Source organism: Nocardioides sp. Soil774, assembly GCF_001428125.1.
Lineage (GTDB): Bacteria > Actinomycetota > Actinomycetes > Propionibacteriales > Nocardioidaceae > Nocardioides.
This window is the reverse complement of record NZ_LMSM01000010.1, coordinates 169,709-188,259: the sequence shown is the minus strand read 5'-3', so window position 1 is coordinate 188,259 and position 18,551 is coordinate 169,709. Positions and strand designations below refer to the sequence as shown.

General features: G+C 70.9%; 17 protein-coding genes. 11 read left to right on the top strand and 6 right to left on the bottom strand.

The window, feature by feature from the left end; genetic code table 11:
• Nucleotides 1–7 precede the first annotated feature (7 nt).
• Nucleotides 8–616: a hypothetical protein gene (locus ASG76_RS16350; protein WP_056605794.1), complete on the bottom strand. Its 609-nt coding sequence runs from the start codon at nucleotides 614–616 to the stop codon at nucleotides 8–10.
• Between the two features lie 78 nt (nucleotides 617–694).
• Between ASG76_RS16350 and deoC the strand changes: the two genes are divergently transcribed.
• The 4 genes from deoC to ASG76_RS16330 all read left to right on the top strand — a co-directional run bounded on the left by deoC (nucleotide 695) and on the right by ASG76_RS16330 (nucleotide 4,770).
• The gene (gene deoC, locus ASG76_RS16345) at nucleotides 695–1,672 is read left to right on the top strand and encodes a deoxyribose-phosphate aldolase (protein ID WP_056605791.1); all 978 of its coding nucleotides are present in this window, start codon (nucleotides 695–697) and stop codon (nucleotides 1,670–1,672) included.
• 5 nt (nucleotides 1,673–1,677) lie between these two features.
• Complete coding sequence (locus ASG76_RS16340; RefSeq protein ID WP_200948219.1) at nucleotides 1,678–3,117, top strand: aldehyde dehydrogenase family protein; 1,440 nt, start codon at nucleotides 1,678–1,680, stop codon at nucleotides 3,115–3,117.
• Nucleotides 3,114–3,974, top strand: coding sequence for an aldehyde dehydrogenase family protein (locus ASG76_RS16335; RefSeq protein ID WP_056605788.1), 861 nt, complete (start codon nucleotides 3,114–3,116; stop codon nucleotides 3,972–3,974). Before ASG76_RS16340 ends, ASG76_RS16335 begins: the two co-directional genes overlap by 4 nt.
• A gap of 97 nt (nucleotides 3,975–4,071) precedes the next feature.
• Nucleotides 4,072–4,770, top strand: a complete 699-nt coding sequence (locus tag ASG76_RS16330; protein WP_056605786.1) for an alpha/beta fold hydrolase — start codon at nucleotides 4,072–4,074, stop codon at nucleotides 4,768–4,770.
• 65 nt (nucleotides 4,771–4,835) lie between these two features.
• On the opposite strand, the gene ASG76_RS16325 is transcribed toward ASG76_RS16330, so the two are convergent.
• Nucleotides 4,836–6,500, bottom strand: a complete 1,665-nt coding sequence (locus ASG76_RS16325) for a substrate-binding domain-containing protein (protein ID WP_056605784.1) — start codon at nucleotides 6,498–6,500, stop codon at nucleotides 4,836–4,838.
• A gap of 94 nt (nucleotides 6,501–6,594) precedes the next feature.
• Between ASG76_RS16325 and ASG76_RS16320 the strand changes: the two genes are divergently transcribed.
• Together ASG76_RS16320 and ASG76_RS16315 are read left to right on the top strand one after the other, a co-directional pair.
• Nucleotides 6,595–7,212: a hypothetical protein gene (locus tag ASG76_RS16320; protein ID WP_056605782.1), complete on the top strand. Its 618-nt coding sequence runs from the start codon at nucleotides 6,595–6,597 to the stop codon at nucleotides 7,210–7,212.
• 10 nt (nucleotides 7,213–7,222) lie between these two features.
• Nucleotides 7,223–7,768 carry a hypothetical protein gene (locus ASG76_RS16315; RefSeq protein WP_056605779.1) on the top strand — a complete coding sequence of 182 codons (546 nt, stop codon included), beginning with the start codon at nucleotides 7,223–7,225 and terminating at the stop codon, nucleotides 7,766–7,768.
• Here ASG76_RS16315 and ASG76_RS16310 read toward each other — a convergent pair.
• Complete coding sequence (locus ASG76_RS16310) at nucleotides 7,725–8,843, bottom strand: adenosine deaminase (RefSeq protein ID WP_056605777.1); 1,119 nt, start codon at nucleotides 8,841–8,843, stop codon at nucleotides 7,725–7,727. The genes ASG76_RS16315 and ASG76_RS16310 overlap by 44 nt on opposite strands.
• Before the next feature lie 63 nt (nucleotides 8,844–8,906).
• Between ASG76_RS16310 and ASG76_RS16305 the strand changes: the two genes are divergently transcribed.
• Nucleotides 8,907–9,359, top strand: a complete 453-nt coding sequence (locus tag ASG76_RS16305) for a MaoC family dehydratase (protein ID WP_056605774.1) — start codon at nucleotides 8,907–8,909, stop codon at nucleotides 9,357–9,359.
• Between the two features lie 22 nt (nucleotides 9,360–9,381).
• Here the strand turns inward: ASG76_RS16305 and ASG76_RS16300 are convergent, their stop codons facing one another.
• From ASG76_RS16300 to ASG76_RS16290, 3 genes are all read right to left on the bottom strand, one after another.
• On the bottom strand, nucleotides 9,382–11,004 hold the full coding sequence (locus ASG76_RS16300; RefSeq protein WP_056605770.1) for a substrate-binding domain-containing protein: 1,623 nt from the start codon (nucleotides 11,002–11,004) through the stop codon (nucleotides 9,382–9,384).
• 108 nt (nucleotides 11,005–11,112) lie between these two features.
• Nucleotides 11,113–12,396: a thymidine phosphorylase gene (locus ASG76_RS16295; RefSeq protein WP_056605767.1), complete on the bottom strand. Its 1,284-nt coding sequence runs from the start codon at nucleotides 12,394–12,396 to the stop codon at nucleotides 11,113–11,115.
• Nucleotides 12,396–12,830, bottom strand: coding sequence for a cytidine deaminase (locus tag ASG76_RS16290; RefSeq protein WP_268788375.1), 435 nt, complete (start codon nucleotides 12,828–12,830; stop codon nucleotides 12,396–12,398). Before ASG76_RS16290 ends, ASG76_RS16295 begins: the two co-directional genes overlap by 1 nt.
• A 185-nt stretch (nucleotides 12,831–13,015) precedes the next feature.
• Between ASG76_RS16290 and ASG76_RS16285 the strand changes: the two genes are divergently transcribed.
• The 4 genes from ASG76_RS16285 to ASG76_RS16270 all read left to right on the top strand — a co-directional run bounded on the left by ASG76_RS16285 (nucleotide 13,016) and on the right by ASG76_RS16270 (nucleotide 18,507).
• On the top strand, nucleotides 13,016–14,131 hold the full coding sequence (locus ASG76_RS16285) for a BMP family lipoprotein (RefSeq protein WP_157559162.1): 1,116 nt from the start codon (nucleotides 13,016–13,018) through the stop codon (nucleotides 14,129–14,131).
• A 256-nt stretch (nucleotides 14,132–14,387) separates the two neighbouring features.
• The gene (locus ASG76_RS16280; RefSeq protein WP_056605757.1) at nucleotides 14,388–15,911 is read left to right on the top strand and encodes an ABC transporter ATP-binding protein; all 1,524 of its coding nucleotides are present in this window, start codon (nucleotides 14,388–14,390) and stop codon (nucleotides 15,909–15,911) included.
• A complete protein-coding gene (locus ASG76_RS16275; protein ID WP_082587611.1) occupies nucleotides 15,908–17,206 on the top strand; it encodes an ABC transporter permease in 1,299 nt (432 codons plus the stop codon). Before ASG76_RS16280 ends, ASG76_RS16275 begins: the two co-directional genes overlap by 4 nt.
• Nucleotides 17,203–18,507 carry an ABC transporter permease gene (locus ASG76_RS16270; RefSeq protein ID WP_056605754.1) on the top strand — a complete coding sequence of 435 codons (1,305 nt, stop codon included), beginning with the start codon at nucleotides 17,203–17,205 and terminating at the stop codon, nucleotides 18,505–18,507. Before ASG76_RS16275 ends, ASG76_RS16270 begins: the two co-directional genes overlap by 4 nt.
• Nucleotides 18,508–18,551: the final 44 nt, after the last annotated feature.

Below are 18,551 nucleotides of genomic sequence, written 5' to 3'. Positions count from 1 at the left end.
GCCGGGGTCAGACGAAGAAGCTCACGACCAGCAGGAGGGCGGCCGCCACGATCAGCGTGATCGGCAGCCGGGCCGGCTCACGGCGTACGGCGTCGGGCAGGGCGAGCTGCTCGGGCGACCCGGGGCGCACCCCGTGGCGGGTGCGGGCACGGTCGACGAGGTCGTGGAGGCGGCTCTCCACGAAGTCGACGTAGGGCATGCCCTCGACGGCCTCCCCGGAAGCAGCCGCTCGCCGACGCGAGGTGAGCGCCTTGCGCCACGTGCGCCCGACCACGGTCGAGACCCAGCGCCGGTCGTCGGCGCGCACGGCCAGCACCTGGCGCACGGCCATCTCCTCGACCGCGGCGAGCCTGATGTGAAGGGTCTCGGCGAGGTTGCGCATCACCAGGTGCTCGTCGGTCGCCCACAGCGCAGGACGCAGCATGGCGGCCCACGCGAGCACGCCGAGGAGCACCGCGAGGCCCACGACCCAGGCGGGGAAACCGTCGTCGAGGTAGACCAGCCCGGCCAGCGCGACGGCAGCGGCGATCGCCACCGCCAGCCATCCGGTCAGGCGGCCGCTGGTGGCGTGGAAACGCTCCACGACGGCGTCGTGGTCGTCCTGCAGGGATGCCATCTTCTCCTCATCCATTTGGGCAGACTTTGGCCCATCGGCGATTGCTCCGGTGATTCGGACCAACTCTATGCTGGGTCGGTGACAGCCACTTCCACCTCCACGGCGAGCAGCGCCTCGAGCCACGGTGCCTTCGACGACATCGTCGGCTCGGACTCCTCGCTGCGCCGATTCCTGCACGGCCTCCCCGGCGTCGACCAGGTCGGCTGCGAGGCCCGCGCCGCCGGGCTCGCCACGCGTTCGATCAAGACCACCGCCAAGGCCTTCGCGATCGACCTGGCCATCCGGATGGTCGACCTCACCACGCTCGAGGGCCAGGACACCCACGGCAAGGTCCGCGCGCTCGCGTCCAAGGCGATGCGCCCCGACCCGGCCGACCCGACGTGCCCCGCCACCGCCGCCGTCTGCGTCTACCCCGACATGGTCGCCACCGCCAAGCAGACGCTGGGCGACAGCGGCGTCAACGTCGCGGCCGTCGCCACCGCGTTCCCCAGCGGCCGCGCCGCCATGGACATCAAGCTCGCCGACACGCGCGACGCCGTCGAGGCGGGCGCCGACGAGATCGACATGGTCATCGACCGTGGTGCGTTCCTCTCGGGGCGCTACATGGACGTCTACGAGGAGATCGCCCAGGTCAAGCAGGCTTGTGGAGACGCTCACCTCAAGGTCATCTTCGAGACCGGCGAGCTGCAGACCTACGACAACGTCCGTCGCGCGAGCTGGCTGGCGATGATGGCCGGCGGTCACTTCATCAAGACCTCCACCGGCAAGGTCCAGCCCGCCGCGACCCTGCCCGTCACGCTCATCATGCTCGAGGCGGTCCGCGACTTCCGCGAGCAGACCGGGCAGATGGTCGGCGTGAAGCCGGCCGGTGGCATCAAGACCACCAAGGACGCCATCAAGTACCTCGTGATGGTCAACGAGATCGCCGGACCCGACTGGCTCGACCCCGACTGGTTCCGCTTCGGTGCCTCCACGCTGCTCAACGACCTGCTGATGCAGCGCACCAAGATGACGACCGGTCGTTACTCCGGTCCCGACTACTTCACCCTGGACTGATGGGAATGACCAACATCTTCGAGTACGCCCCCGCGCCCGAGTCGCGCGCGATCGTCGACATCAAGCCGTCCTACGGCCTGTTCATCAACGGCGAGTTCGTCGACGGCCACGGCACGTCGTTCAAGACGATCAACCCGGCCACCGAGGAGGTCCTGGCCGAGGTCGCCGAGGCCAGCGACGCCGACGTCGACGAGGCCGTCAGGGCCGCGCGCCGCGCGTACACCCGGGTCTGGTCGCGGATGTCGGGCGCCGAGCGCGCCAAGTACCTCTACCGGATCGCCCGCATCATCCAGGAGCGCGGCCGCGAGCTCGCCGTGCTCGAGTCGATCGACAACGGCAAGCCGATCAAGGAGTCGCGCGACGTCGACATCCCCGTCGTCGCCGCCCACTTCTTCTACTACGCCGGCTGGGCCGACAAGCTCGAGCACTCCGGCTACGGCTCGACCCCGCTCGGCGTCGCCGGCCAGGTCATCCCGTGGAACTTCCCGCTGCTGATGCTGGCGTGGAAGATCGCCCCGGCGCTCGCGTGCGGCAACACCGTCGTGCTCAAGCCGGCCGAGACCACGCCCCTGACCGCGCTGCTCTTCGCCGAGATCTGCCAGCAGGCCGACCTCCCGCCGGGCGTCGTCAACATCGTCACTGGCGCCGGTGACACCGGCCGCGCGATCGTGGCGCACCCCGACGTCGACAAGGTCGCCTTCACCGGCTCCACCGAGGTCGGCAAGGCGATCGCCCGCGCGGTGGCCGGCACCGAGAAGAAGGTCACCCTCGAGCTCGGTGGCAAGGCGGCCAACATCGTCTTCGACGACGCCCCGCTCGACCAGGCGATCGAGGGAATCGTCAACGGCATCTTCTTCAACCAGGGCCACGTCTGCTGCGCCGGCTCACGCCTGCTCGTCCAGGAGTCGGTCGCCGACGAGGTGATGACCCGCCTCAAGCGCCGCATGTCGACGCTGCGCGTGGGCGACCCGCTCGACAAGAACACCGACGTCGGCGCCATCAACTCCGCCGAGCAGCTCGCCAAGATCCGCGAGCTGTCGCAGATCGGCGAGGACGAGGGTGCCGAGCGCTGGTCCACCCCGTGCGACCTCCCGAGCAAGGGCTTCTGGTTCGAGCCGACGGTCTTCACCGGCGTCTCCCAGGCCCACCGCATCGCCCGCGAGGAGATCTTCGGCCCGGTCCTGTCCGTGCTGACCTTCCGCACGCCCTCGGAGGCGGTCGAGAAGGCCAACAACACCCCGTTCGGCCTCTCGGCGGGCGTGTGGACCGACAAGGGCTCGCGCATCCTGTCCATGGCCAACAAGCTGCGGGCCGGCGTGGTGTGGGCCAACACGTTCAACAAGTTCGACCCGACCTCGCCGTTCGGCGGCTACAAGGAGTCCGGCTACGGCCGCGAGGGCGGTCGCCACGGGCTCGAGGCCTACCTGAAGGGAGCGGACGCGTGAGCCGCATCGACGTGCGCAAGACCTACAAGCTCTACATCGGGGGGCAGTTCCCCCGCTCGGAGTCGGGCCGCTCCTACGTCGTCAACGACGCCAAGGGCAAGCTCCTCGCCAACGCCGCGCAGGCCTCCCGCAAGGACGCCCGCGACGCCGTCGTGGCGGCCCGCGCCGCCTTCGGTGGCTGGTCGGGCAAGACGGCGTACAACCGCGCGCAGGTCGTCTACCGCATCGCCGAGGTGCTCGAGGGCCGTCGTGAGCAGTTCGAGGCCGAGCTGCGCGCCGCCGAGGGCATCAGCCCCGCCAAGGCCCGCACCTACGTCGACGCCGCGATCGACCGCCTGGTCTGGTACGCCGGCTGGGCCGACAAGATCACCCAGGTCGTCGGCAACGCCAACCCGGTCGCCGGCCCGTTCTTCAACCTGTCCACCCCCGAGCCCAGCGGCGTCATCGCCGTGGTCGCCCCCCGCGGCGCCCTGCTCGGCCTGGTCAGCGTCGTCGCGCCGCTGATCATCACCGGCAACACGGTCGTGGTCATCGCCAGCGAGGACAACCCGCTGACCGCGATCACGCTCGGCGAGGTCATGGCCACCAGCGACCTGCCCGGCGGCGTGGTCAACGTGCTCACCGGCTCGCAGGCCGAGATCGCCCCGTGGCTGGCCTCGCACATGGACGTCAACGGCATCGACCTGACCGGCGTCGAGGACGCCGAGCTGGCCGTCGAGCTCGAGGTGGCCGCGGCCGACAACCTCAAGCGCGTACGCCGTCCCGCCCCCGACACCGACTGGCTCGTCGAGCCGGGCCTGGACCGGATGACCCGGTTCCTCGAGACCAAGACGGTCTGGCACCCGATCGGGGTCTGAGCACCCCGGCACCACCTTCGTGGAGCTCCTGAGCCGCATGCCGGCACAGGAGCTCCACGCCATTTCGGGGAACCCCACCGGTGCTACGTTCCCGGTCGTGGAGTCCCGGGCCGTCGACGTCGCAGGTGCACGGCTCCACGTCGGCGTGAGCGGCGACGGTCCGGACGTGGTGGTCCTGAGCGGAGGCCCGGGGTGCGTGCACTACCTCGAGCGCGACGGGCTCGCCGTGCCCGGTCATCGTTCGTGGTTCCCGGAGCCCCGGGGCGTCGGACGCTCCGGCGGAGGCCCCCACGACATGGAGCGGGCCGTCGCCGACCTGGAGGCGATCCGCGAGTCCCTGGGCGTGGACAGCTGGGTGGTGGTCGGCCACTCGTGGGGAAGCGACCTGGCAGTGCGGTACGCCGTCGACCGGCCGGCCGCGGTCACGGGCGTCGTGGGACTGGCCGGGCGGGGCCCGCAGCGCGACCGCACGTGGTCGGAGGCCTACGAGGCCGGGTCGCCGACCGAGCCGGCGGTCGAGATCGAGGTGGCCCGGGACGTGTGGGCCTCACTGAGCGAGTCCTTCACCGAGTGGATCCACCGCCCCGACCTGTGGAGCGGCCTGGCCGCCTGCGACGTACCCGTGCACCTGGTCGCCGCCGGCGCGGACGTCCGGCCGTCCTGGCCCCTGCAGCAGCTGGCCGCGCTGCTGCCACGTGGGAGGTTCTCGGTCGTGCCGGACGTCCCGCACGACTTCTGGGCGACCGACCCGACCGTCTGGGTGGCGACGGTGGCGCAGGCGCTCGCCGAGCTCTGAGCACTCCCCCGGCACGCGACGAAGGCCCCCGGAGATCCTCCGGGGGCCTTCGTGGCTGTGTGGGCTCAGCGGTTGAGCAGCGCCGAGGCGAGCACCCCGAGGATCTCGTTGGGGTTGTTCACCAGGTAGTTCTGGCCACCGGTCGCGGCCGCGATCTGCTCGAGCTCACCGGTGTCGGCGTCCTGCGAGATGCCGATGATGATCACCTTGACCGGCTTGGCGGGGTCGCGGATCGACTTCAGCTGGTTGACCAGCGAATCGAGCGAGAGCGAGCTGGAGTCGTCGCTCGCGCCGTCGGTGAAGATCACCACGGAGTTGAACCACGCCGGGTCCCACTTCTCCTGGGCGTACTTGTACGCCGCCAGCGTGGTGTCCATGACGCCGGTGCCGCCCCTGACCCGGCTGGCCAGCTTGCCGGCCTCCGCGCGCACCACGTCACCGTGGGTGCCCCCGCCCTCCGGGGCGTCGAGGCGGTCGAGGGTGGCGTACTCCTCGTAGGAGGCGCCGTTGTCGCCCCGGTTCTTGGAGAAGCCCCAGATGCCGATGCGGGCCTGGGCAGGGAACGCGTCGAGCGCCAGCTGGGAGGCCTGCACCGCGAGTCCGATGCGGGTCGTGTCACCCAGCGCCATCTTCATCGAGCCCGAGAGGTCGACCACCGCCAGGATGCTCGAGGGCACCGACAGCACGCGCCACTGGCGCAGGGTGTCGTCGGTGGTCTTCTGCGCCACCGTGCTCAGCACGGTCGCGTCGCCGAGGCCGATGTCGTTGGGCAGCGGCGCACCGTCGGGCCCGCGGAGCTCGGCGGCGGCGATCGCCTCCACCCCGGCGCTCGAGGTGAACCAACGGGTCATCGCGCGGCCGACGCGGGCCGACAGGTCGCCACCGGTGGACAGGATGTCCTTGGTGCCACGGTTCACGTCGATGAGCGGGTAGCGCAGCATCGGCACACCGGTCTTCGGCGCGACGAGGCTGAGCTGGTCATTGCTGCGTCGCGCGGCGAGGTAGGCCTGCTCGGTGGCCGGGACCAGCTGGGTGCTGGACGCGGAGATGGTCGTCAGGTCCGTCTCGTTGGTGCTTCCGGCCACGGCACGCTCGCCGTAGGTCTGGGCGACAGGGACGGTCTTCTCCTCGATGGACAGCGGCGTCTCGCCGGTCTTCTTCATCTCGGCGTAGGGCGCCAGCAGGGCGAGGGCCGAGGCGCCCTCGGCGCTCGGGTCGGCCATGGCCAGGCTGCCGTTGTCGAGCACGTCGGCCCACGAGTCGGGCGCCTTGGCAGACGGGCCGCCGATGAGGCCGACGGGCGTCTGGGCGAGCACGTTGGCGATCGGCGTGCCGGTCCAGCCGGCCGCGGTGAGCTGGCCCTTCCAGGTCGGGCTGTCGGGGATCCAGATCTCCGGCAGCTCCGCGTTGGGGTCGGCCAGGAGGGCGACGACGTCCTTCACGGTGCCGGCGGTGACCTGGATGTCGATGCAGGGCTCGTCGGCGTTGACGTCCTTGACGGCCGCCTTGACCAGGTCCTCCATCACCGGGGCGGTGGTGAGCGTGACCTTCTCGGAGACGCAGTCCGCACCCTCCGGTGTGTTGCTGTTGCCACGCATGGCGAAGAATGTGATCAGGCCGAGGACGAGCACGAGGGCGAGTCCGGCCAGCACGAAGGGGTTGCGGGAGCGGCCGGCGGCGGCTCCGGGGTGTGGCGCGGTTTCGGGCGCGCTCGAGTCGTCCTGACTCATGAGGTCCTCCCACAAGAACGTCAATCGGGGGTTTGGGTGAGACTAATCTCCACCCGGACCGTCCGTGGCCGAACGAGGAAATGAGTTCGTAACGATGAGCACAGCCCAGGTCGTCGTCCTGGCCGGCCCGAGCGGCGCCGGGAAGTCCCGGCTCGCCGAGCGCCTGGGGCTCCCGGTCCTGCGCCTCGACGACTTCTACAAGGACGGCGACGACCCGACGCTCCCCCGCATCACCCACGGCGCCAACGCCGGGCTCGTCGACTGGGACCACCCCGACTCGTGGCACGAGGCCGACGCGATGGCGGCGCTGCGCGAGCTGTGCGCCACCGGGCTCAGCGAGGTGCCGATCTACGAGATCGCGCAGAACGGCCGGTGCGGCTCGCGCACCGTCGGCCTCGGCCACAGCACGCTGTTCGTCGCCGAGGGGATCTTCGCCCCCGAGGTGGTGGCGGCGTGCCGCGACGAGGGCCTGCTGGCGGCCGCCTACTGCATCACCCAGCACCCGCTCGTGACCTTCTGGCGCCGGCTCAGCCGCGACCTGCGCGAGCACCGCAAGCCGCCGCTCGTCCTGGTGCGCCGCGGCTACGCCCTCGCCCGCGACCAGCGGCGCGTGGTGTCCCACGCGCTGAAGCAGGGCTGTCGTAGGGCCACGGGCGACCAGGCCTACGCCGAGCTCACCGCGGACGGACACCGCTCGCCGGAGTCGGCGTGAGGCCCCCGGCGTGAGGCTGCGCCAGCCCGACCGCCGCTCCTGCGGGGCCGCCGCGCTCGTGATGGCCCGTCGGATCGTGCGCCCCGGCTATGCCGCTCTCGTCGGCGACCAGTCCGTCTTCGCCCGCGAGACCATCACGCTGCACCGCCGGCTCACCTCGCTGGCCGACACCACCGGCGCCTGGCAGCTGCCGTGGCCGCGCGCGGTCGGCACCCCGCCCTGGGCGGTGGCCCGCGAGCTCGGCATCCTCACCGGCCTGCACTACTCGGTGCGGCAGGTGCGCGTCGGACGACGCGTGTGGCCGCTGCTCGAGCGCGCGACGCCGCAGCGTCCGGTGGCGGTGTTCGTGGGCGACCGCCTCCTGCCCCGCCACGTCGTGCTCGTGACGGGGATCGAGGCCGTTGGCGCCCGGACCTACGAGCCGTCGGCGGGCGCGGACCTGCTCGTGTCGTCCGGGCGCTGGGAGCGTGGCGACCTCGCCCTGGCCGGGTGGGACCGGCCGTGGCTCGTGGTCAGCCCCGCGCCTGGGCCATCAGCTCGGCGTAGCCCGGCTTGACGATGCCGTCGATGATCGCGAGGCGCTCGTCGAAGGGCAGGAAGGCCGACTTCATCGCGTTGATGGTGAACCACCGCAGGTCCTCGAGCGTGTAGTCGAAGGCCTCCACCAGGCCGTACATCTCCTGCGTCATCGACGTCCCGCTCATGAGCCGGTTGTCGGTGTTGACCGTGACCCGGAACCGGAGGTCGGTCAGCAGCCCGATGGGGTGCTCGGCGAACGACGTGGCCGCGCCGGTCTGGATGTTGGAGCTCGGGCACATCTCGAGCGGGATCCGCTTGTCGCGCACGTAGGCCGCGAGCCGCCCGAGGGTGACCGAGCCGTCCTCCGCCACGGTGATGTCGTCGGCGATCCGCACGCCGTGGCCGAGCCGGTCCGCGCCGCACCACTGGATCGCCTCCCAGATCGACGGCAGCCCGAAGGCCTCGCCCGCGTGGATGGTGAAGTGGGCGTTCTCGCGCTGGAGGTACTCGAAGGCGTCGAGGTGGCGGGTGGGCGGGAAGCCGGCCTCCGCGCCCGCGATGTCGAAGCCCGCCACCCCGCTGTCACGCCAGGAGATGGCGAGCTCGGCGATCTCCATCGACCGGGCCTGGTGGCGCATCGCGGTCAGCAGCTGGCGTACGACGATCCTGCCGCCGCTCGCGGCCATGCCGGCGTCGAAGCCCTCCTGCACCGCGGCGACGACCTCGTCGAGCGTCATGCCACCCGTCACGTGCTGCTCGGGGGCGTAGCGGACCTCGGCGTAGACGACGCCGTCGGCGGCGAGGTCCTCGACGCACTCACGGGCCACGCGGGCGATGGCCGGGCCGTTCTGCATGACCGCGACGGTGTGGTCGAAGGTCTCGAGGTAGCGCACCAGCGATCCGGAGTCGGCCGACTCCGCGAACCACGTCCCCAGGGACTCCGCGTCGCCGGCCGGGAGCTCGTGACCGATCTCCGCGGCGAGCTCGACGATCGTCTGCGGCCGCAGCCCTCCGTCGAGGTGGTCGTGCAGCAGCACCTTCGGTGCGGCGAGCACCTGCTCACGCGTGGGGAGCGGCTGGGTGCGGCTGGAGTCCTGCGTCGCGTCGTTCACGGGCCCATCCAACCAGCCCGGCTCACCGCCGCCTCCTGCGGACGCCGGTCCTAGGGTGGACCCATGCGCACCTTCACCACGCTCGACGACGTCGCCGCAGCCGCCGGGTCCGAGATCGGCACCAGCGAGTGGCTCGAGGTCGACCAGTCCCGCATCGACGCCTTCGCCGACGCCACCATCGACCACCAGTGGATCCACGTCGACGTCGAGGCGTCGGCCACCGGCCCGTTCGGCACCACGATCGCGCACGGCTTCCTCACCCTGAGCCTGCTCCCGCACTTCGCCTCGCAGGTCTTCCGCCTCGAGACGCCCGGCGCCCGGCTCAACTACGGCCTGGAGAAGGTGCGCTTCCCCGCGCCCGTCCCGGTCGACAGCCGGCTGCGGTCGCACGTGCGCTTCGGCGAGGTCCGCGACCTGCCCGCCGGCAAGCAGCTGATCGTGGAGCACACGGTCGAGATCGACGGCCAGGACAAGCCGGCGTGCGTGGCCCAGCACGTGGTGCTGCTGCTCGCGTGATCCCTCCGCGTCCGGGTCGAGGTCAGCGCGACAGCACCGCGCGCGCGAAGACGCCGAGGATGTCCTGCGGCTGCGCCGCGAGGTAGGCGTCACCGCCGGTGGCCTGCGCCATCTGCTGGAGGGCCGCCAGGTCGGCGTCCTCGCTGATCGCGATGCCCACGATCCGCACCGGGCGTTCGGGGTCGCGCAGGGCGCGCAGGTTCGCGAGCAGCCGGTCGAGCCCGATCGACCCCGGGTCGTCGTTGCGACCGTCCGTCATGAGCACCACGGCGTTGGAGTAGTTCGGCCGATAACTGCGCACGGCCTCTCGGTAGGCCGCGAGCGCGGTGTCGTAGAGGCCGGTCCCGCCGTTGGTCAGGCTCGGCAGCTCACGCGCGCGCTCACGCAGGGCGTAGCGCTGGGTCCGGCCGAAGCGCAGGTCGTCGAGGCGGCGGATCGGTTCGAGCACCCGCCAGTCCTGTCCCGGCGCGCCCTGGTCGATGGAGAAGACCCACAGCCCGACCCGCGCGTGGTCGGGGAGGAACGACAGCCCGATCTCCGCCGCGTCGGCCAGGAGGGACACCCGCGACCCGGTCCCCGCGTCGAAGTCCATCGACCCCGACACGTCCACGACGGCCAGGATCGCCGAGGGGATCGCGAACACCTTCCACGACTGCACTGCCGCGATGACGGCCTCGGCGGGCGGTGTGGGGAGGAATCGCGAGACATCGGCGCCGAGCTCGTCGGTCCGAGGCGACCGCGCAGGACGAAGGCCGTCCTCCTGCAGGGCCGCGCTGCCCTCCTCGCCGATCAGGTAGTCGACCAGCCGCCGGGCCAGCGCGCGCGTCTGACGGGGGGCATCGGCCGCTACGGCGAGCGGGAAGTCGAGCACCGGAGCACCCACTGTCGGGGTGAGGTCACGCACGAACCCCTGGTCCTGCGTGGTGGCGATCTCCTGCTCGGTGGTCACGACGAGGCGTCGTGAGAGCGGCTTGAACATCGTCGGACGCACCTGCTGGTCGGCGCCTCGTGCCCGTCGCGCCCCGTAGGTCTGGGCGAACGGGACCATGAGCTGCTGGGCCTCGGCAGTCGTGCGTCCCACCGCCCGCGCCTCGGCCCGCGGTGCCACCACGGCCAAGGTGCCCACAGTGGAGACCTGCGGGTCGGGAACGGACACGAGGCCGGAGGCCTCTGCGTCGCCCCAGGTGGGGAACCGCCGGCCCAGACGACCACCGACCAGCAGCACCGGGGTCCGCGCGACGCTGGATGACAGCACCCGTACGAGGCCACCGGCACCGAGGTGGGCCGGGCTCAGCCACAGGCGCGACTCCGGGATCCAGATGTCGGGCACGTCACCACCCGTGGCCACGCCGAGGGCGACGGCGCCGCCGGGCCGCATGCTCGGTCTGACCTCGGTGCACGGGCGCGCCACCTTGTCCACGGCGTCCAGCACCACTCCGTACAGCTCTGGCGCGGCGGCGACGTCGATCTTCAGGGAGCGGCCGCACACGTCCGGCACGGCGGCGGTCTCGTCCTGGCGGGCCCAGAACGCGTAGGACACGGCCCCGCCGACGAGCAGCCCGGTGACGAGCAGGAGGGCCACGAACAACGGCAGCCGCAGCCGCTCACGCGTCGTGCCTCCGCCGTTCCCGGTCGCCGTGCTCATGGTGACCCCGGACCATCCATGAAGCCTCCCCTGCTACTCCCGGGAGGCTAGGCCGACCAGGTGGGGGGTCCGGCCGGATCAGGCTCCAGACCCCCAGAGTTGGGGAACTCAGCCGATGCGGTCGAGCACGATCTCCCCGCGCGTGAAGCCGGCGCCGTCGCCGATGTCGTAGCCACCCTCGAGCGAGGCCAAGGCGCGGTCGAAGCGCTCGGGCTCGTCGGTGAGCAGCGTGAAGAGCGGCTGTCCCTCGGTGACCTCGTCGCCCGGTCGGGCGTGCCACACCACACCGGCGCCGGCCTGCACGGGGTCCTCCTTGCGGGCGCGGCCGGCGCCGAGGCGCCAGGCGGCCAGGCCGACGGCCATGGCGTCGAGCCGGGTCAACGTGCCGCCGGCCGGGGCCGTGACGACGTGCGACTCCCGCGCCTGCGGCAGCGTCGCGTCGGGGTCGCCGCCCTGGGCCCGGATCATCGCCTTCCAGGCGTCCATGGCGGAGCCGTCGGCGAGCTTGTCGGCGGGGTCGACGTCGGTGACGCCGGCGCCCGCGAGCATCTCGCGGGCCAGGGCCAGGGTCAGCTCCACCACGTCGGCCGGGCCGCCGCCGGCGAGCACCTCGACCGACTCCGCGACCTCGATCGCGTTGCCGGCGGTGAGGCCCAGCGGCGTGGCCATGTCGGTGAGCAGCGCGACGGTGTGCACCCCGGCGTCGGTGCCGAGGGCGACCATCGTCTCGGCGAGCTCGCGCGCGGTGGCGAGGTCCTTCATGAAGGCACCGCTGCCGACCTTGACGTCCAGCACGAGCGCGCCGGTGCCCTCGGCGATCTTCTTGCTCATGATCGAGCTCGCGATCAGCGGGATCGCCTCCACCGTGCCGGTGACGTCGCGCAGCGCGTAGAGCTTCTTGTCGGCCGGGGCGAGGCCGTCGCCGGCCGCGCAGATCACGGCACCGACGTCCTCGAGGATCGCGAACATCTCCTCGTTGCTGAGCGCCGCGCGCCAGCCCGGGATCGACTCGAGCTTGTCGAGCGTGCCGCCGGTGTGGCCCAGGCCGCGTCCGGACAGCTGCGGCACCGCGACGCCGCACGCGGCGACGAGCGGGGCCAGAGGGAGGGTGATCTTGTCACCGACACCGCCGGTCGAGTGCTTGTCGGCGGTCGGGCGCGAGAGCGTGGAGAAGTCCATCCGCTCACCCGACTCGATCATCGCGCCGGTCCAGCGGGCGATCTCGCGCCGGTTCATCCCGTTGAGCAGGATCGCCATCGCCAGCGACGACATCTGCTCGTCGGCGACCTCGCCGCGCGTGTAGGCGTCGATCACCCAGTCGATCTGGCTGTCGCTGAGCTCGCGCCTGTCGCGCTTGGCGAGGATCACCTCGACGGCGTCGTGTGCGGCCATCAGCGGGCTCCTTCGGTTCCGGCTCCGGCGAGCGAGGTGAGGTCGTCGGGTCCGAACGCGTCGGGGAGCACCTCGGACATGGGCTTGACCCCCGAGACGGTCCAGACCAGGAGGTCGCGCCCGCCGTGCTCGAAGAGCAGCTGGCGGCACCGACCGCACGGCATGATCACCTCGCCGTCGCCGTTGACGCACACGAAGTGCGTCAGCCGGCCCCCGCCGCTGGCGTGCAGCTGGGAGACCAGCCCGCACTCCGCGCACAGCACCACGCCGTACGCCGCGTTCTCCACGTTGCAGCCGGTCACCAGCCTGCCGTCGTCGACCAGCGCGGCGGCGCCCACCGGGTAGTGGGAGTACGGCGCGTAGGCGCGGCGCATCACCTCCACGGCGGCAGCCTTGAGCTCGTCCCAGTCCTGCTGATCCAACGGTGACTTCACGCCGCCACTATGGCGCATACGACGAGCCGCCGGTCTTTGGCAGGTATCGCCGAAAGATCTCCTGCACGTTTTATGTCTCAAACGCATTTCGGAAGTTCTGTTCTGCGTGACGCAGCCCTCACCGGGGGGCATCATGCTCAGCGAAAGCTGACCCCACCCCGGGGTGCACGAACTTGGAGGCATTTGTGTTGAAGACGAGGAAGGTCGTCTCGAGCGGCCTCGTGGCGCTGCTGGCAGCCGCGACCCTGGCTGCATGTGGAGACGCGCCCGCGAAGGACGACACCGGGAGTGGGAACGACAGCAGCGCTAGCGGCAGCGACGTGAAGCCGTGCATCGTCTCCGACGCCGGCGGTTTCGACGACAAGTCGTTCAACCAGCTGAGCTTCGAGGGCGCGCAGCAGGCCGCCGACGAGCTCGGCGTCAAGCTGACCCCGGTCGAGTCCAACAGCGAGAACGACTTCGCTCCCAACCTCGAGAGCCTGGTCGGCCAGGGCTGCAACGTCATCGTGACGGTCGGCTTCGCCCTCGCCGCGGCCACCAAGGACTCCGCCGAGGCCAACCCCGACATCGAGTACATCCTGATCGACGACTCCGCCGACGGTGGTGACGACGGCGCGACCTTCGACGGCAAGGCCGACCAGCCCAACATCAAGCCGCTGCTCTACAACACCGCCCAGGCCGCGTTCCTGGCCGGCTACGCCGCTGCCGACTACACCAAGACCGGCGTCGTGGGCACCTACGGCGGCATGCCGTTCCCGACCGTCACCATCTTCATGGACGGCTTCAAGCAGGGCGCGGAGTACTACGCCAAGGAGAAGAAGAAGGACGTCAAGGTCGTCGGCTGGGACGGCAAGAACGGTTCGTTCACCGGTGGCTTCGAGGCCAACGAGGCCGCGACCAGCACCGCCAAGCAGATCCTCGACCAGGACGTCGACGTGATCCTGCCCGTCGGTGGCCCGATCTACCAGGGCGCCATCACGGCCATCGAGGACTCCGGCAAGGACATCGCGATGATCGGCGTGGACGCCGACCTCTACGAGACCGACCCGACCACCCAGGACTACGTCATGACGTCGATCCTCAAGAACATGAAGGTCTCGACCTACGAGGCGATCATGGAGGCCGACGGCGGCGACGTCGACTACACCCCCTACGTCGGCACGCTCGACAACGACGGTGTGGGCATCGCCCCGTTCCACAACTTCGAGAGCAAGGTCAACCCCGACCTCGCCGACGAGCTCGACACCGTGAAGGCCGGCATCATCGACGGCTCGATCGAGGTCAAGTCCTACCTGGGCTGATCCCCACCACGCTCCACCACGGAGGGAGGCCGACGCTCGCGTCGGCCTCCCTCTCTGTTCTCCCCGCCGGGCCCCGAACGGCTTGCCAGTCCGACCCCGCGACCTTTGGCAGATGTCGGGGCAGTGGCCGGGCCCCTGTGACAGTTACCCTTCCCCGCGCGCTCTCGCGCCCGCGTACGCGCCCGCTCCGCGAGGCCGTCGTACGAGAAACCCGGTCCAGACCTGCGGACCCAAGCGACCCCTAGGATGCGATGCCATGAGACTCGTCCTGCGAGGCATCACCAAACGCTTCGGCAGCGTGGTGGCCAACGACTCCATCTCCCTCACGGTCGAGCCCGGCGAGATCCACTGCCTGCTCGGTGAGAACGGCGCCGGCAAGTCGACCCTGATGAACGTGCTCTACGGCCTCTACCGGGCCGACGAGGGCGAGATCGAGCTCGACGGCGTGGTCCAGCACTTCACCGGACCCGGTGACGCGATGGCCGCCGGCATCGGCATGGTCCACCAGCACTTCATGCTCATCCCCGTCTTCACCGTCGCGGAAAACGTCATGCTCGGCAACGAGACCACCGGCCTCGCCGGCAGCCTCGACCTCGAGGCCGCCAGCGCCCGCGTCACCGAGATCTCCGAGCGCTTCGGCTTCCACGTCGACCCCGACGCGCTCGTCGAGGACCTCCCGGTGGGCGTGCAGCAGCGCGTCGAGATCATCAAGGCGCTCTCCCGCGACGCCGAGCTCCTCGTCTTCGACGAGCCGACCGCGGTGCTCACGCCCCAGGAGACCGACGAGCTGATGGAGATCATGCGCCAGCTCAAGGAGGCCGGCAAGGCGATCGTCTTCATCACCCACAAGCTGCGCGAGGTCCGCGAGGTCGCCGACCGCATCACGGTGATCCGGCTCGGCAAGGTCGTCGGCGAGGCCGACCCCAAGGCCAGCAACGCCGAGCTCGCCTCGATGATGGTGGGTCGCCCCGTCGAGCTCGTCGTGCACAAGGACGAGCCCCGGCTCGGCGCCGACGCGCTGGTGGTCAAGGACCTGCGTGTCGTCGACGCCGCGGGCCACACGCACGTCGACGGCCTGAGCTTCACCATCCGGGCGGGCGAGGTGCTCGCCGTCGCCGGCGTGCAGGGCAACGGCCAGACCGAGCTGACCGAGGCCCTCCTCGGCCTCCAGGACGACGTGCACGGCTCGATCGAGCTCGACGGCGTGGAGCTGGTCGGCCGTTCGACGCGCAAGATCCTCGACGCCGGTGTCGGGTTCATCCCAGAGGACCGGCAGGTCGACGGCCTCGTGCCGGGCTTCACCATCGCCGAGAACCTCATGCTCAACCGCAGCTTCAGGTCGCCGTTCGTGAAGAACGGCTCGTTGCGCATCAGCGCGCTGCGTGACTTCGCGGAGAAGAAGCTCAAGGAGTACGACGTCCGCGCGCGCGACATCGACTCGCTGGCCGCCAACCTCTCGGGCGGCAACCAGCAGAAGGTCGTCGTGGCCCGCGAGCTCTCGCGCGAGCTGCGCCTGCTCGTCGCGGCCCAGCCCACCCGCGGCGTCGACGTGGGCTCGATCGAGTTCATCCACAAGCAGATCGTCGCGACCCGCGACAGCGGCATCCCCGTCCTGGTGGTCTCCACCGAGCTCGACGAGGTGGTCGCGCTCGCCGACCGCATCATGGTGCTCTACCGCGGCAAGGTCGTCGGCGTCGTCCCGGCCGACACCCCGCGCCAGACCCTGGGCCTCATGATGACCGGCGAACGCCCGAAGGACCTGAAGGACGTGGTCGCATGAGCGAGACCGACAAGCCCCAGCCCGACGACAAGCCCACCGACCAGCCCTCGTCGGTGAAGCAGGACGAGGCCCCCGCGTCAGGCCCCGACGCCACGGACGTCCACGTCGCCGAGGACGCCAGCGCGGCCCGGGAAGAGCGCTCGCGGTCAGTGCTGCACGAGATCGTCTCCGGCGACGCGCTCGCCGGCGTGCTCGCTGTGTTCCTCGCCGTCTTCGTCGGCTCGGTGATGATCGCCGCGACCGACCAGGGCGTGCGCGACACGCTCAGCTACATCACTGCTCGACCCTCCGACTTCTTCAGCGCGGTGTGGAACGCCGTCTCCGGCGCCTACAGCGCGATGTTCCGCGGCGCGGTCTACAACAACCTCGTCACCGACCCCGCGCAGCAGTGGCGCCCGCTGACCGAGACCCTCAAGTTCGCCGGCCCCCTGATCCTCGGCGGGCTCGGCGTCGGCCTGGCGTTCCGCGCTGCGATGTTCAACATCGGTGGCCGCGGCCAGATGCTGCTCGCCGGTGGCGCGGCCGCCTGGATCGGGTTCCGGTTCGACCTGCCGATGATCATCCACCTGCCGCTCGCCATCGCCGTCGGCATGCTGTTCGGCGCCCTGTGGGGCGGCCTGGCCGGCCTGCTCAAGGCCCGCACCGGCGCGCACGAGGTGATCGTCACGATCATGCTCAACTACGTCGCCTACTACTTCGTGTTCTGGGCCCTCACGAAGGAGTGGCTGCTCGCCACCCCGGGCTCGGTCAACCCCAAGTCGCCGCCGATGAAAGACACCGCGATCCTGCCCAAGGTGCTGGGAGACCGCTTCAACCTGCACCTCGGCTTCGTGATCGCGCTGGTCGCCGTCGCCGTGGTGTGGTGGCTGCTCAACCGCTCCACCCTCGGCTACCGCATCCGCGCCGTCGGCGAGAACCCACGCGCTGCCCGCGCCTCCGGCATCAACGTCGGGCGCACCTACACCGTCGTGATGATGCTGGGCGGTGCGCTCCTCGGCCTCGCCGGCGTCAACCAGGTGCTCGGCACCGTCACCAGTGGCGTCTCGGTCGACATCGACGCCGGCATCGGCTTCGACGCGATCACGGTCGCGCTGCTCGGACGCTCGCGCCCGCTCGGCATCCTCGCCGCCGGCATCCTGTTCGGCGCGTTCAAGGCCGGCGGCTTCACCATGCAGGCCTCGGAGAACATCTCCGTCGACCTCGTGCTGGTGGTCCAGTCGCTGATCGTCCTCTTCCTCGCCGCCCCGCCCCTGGTGCGCGCGATCTTCCGGCTCCCCGCCCAGGAGGCCAAGTGAGCACCACGACGGACCACCCGACCCCCGACACCGGAGGGCTCGCGCCCGATCCGGCCGTCGCCCCGACCAGGAAGGCCGGCACGCGCAAGGTGCCGACCATCCTCGCGGTGGTCACGCTCCTCCTCGGCCTGCGTCTCCTCACGACGTCGCGCTCCGGTGACACCACGTTCCGCCTGGCCGTCGACAGCGACTTCGCCAAGCTGCCCGACGCCGTCCTGCCCTCCTCGGCCACGGCGTGGATCATGCTGGTGGTGTGCCTCGCCCTGACCGCCGAGGCCGTACGCCGCATGCTGGCCCGCTCCCACCAGCCGCTCTGGCTGCCGATCGTCTTCGCGCTCGCGTGGATGCTCGGCTTCCTCAGCTGGGAGGCGGCCGGCAGCCGGATCTCCATCGTCAGCCTGCTCGCCGGCGCGATCGCGCTGGCCATCCCGCTGGTCTTCGGCGCGCTGGGCGGCGTGCTCGGCGAGCGTGCGGGCGTGGTCAACATCGCCATCGACGGGCAGCTGCTCTTCGGGGCCTTCGCCGCGTCGATCACGGCCTCGCTGACCGGTTCGCCGTGGGCCGGCCTGGTGGCCGCCACCGTCGCCGGTGCCCTCATCGCCCTGGTCCTGGGCCTGTTCGCGATCACCTACTTCGTCGACCAGGTCATCGTCGGCGTCGTGCTCAACGTGCTGGTGGTGGGCCTGACCAACTTCCTGTTCCGCCAGGTGCTCACGCCCAACGCCGAGTCGCTGAACTCCCCCGAGCGGATGCGCGCACTGCCGATCCCGCTCCTGGGCGACATCCCGCTGATCGGTCCGATCTTCTTCCGTCAGCCGGCACTGGTCTACGTGCTCTACGTGATCGTCGCCCTGGTGGCGTGGTCGCTCTACCGCACCCGCTGGGGCCTGCGGGTCCGCGCGGTCGGTGAGCACCCCAAGGCCGCCGACACCGTGGGCATCAAGGTCAACCGCACCCGCTACCGCACGATCCTGCTCGCGGGCGCGATCGCCGGTCTCGGTGGCGCCTACTACAGCCTCGTCTCGGTGTCGGGCTTCAACCGCGAGATGACCGGCGGCGCCGGCTACATCGCGCTGGCGGCCGTGATCTTCGGCAAGTGGGACCCGATCCGCGCCACCCTGGCAGCGCTGCTCTTCGGGTTCGCCCAGAACCTCGCAGGTGTGCTGTCGTCCATCGGCGCGCAGATCCCACCGCAGCTCCTGCTGAGCCTGCCCTACGTCATCACGATCTTCGCGGTGGCGGGCCTCGTCGGCCGCTCGCGGCCCCCCGCGGCCGACGGCGTCCCCTACCGACAACAGTGACGACCCCGTCCTGACGACGGACCCGCAGAGGGGCTCGGTGCGTC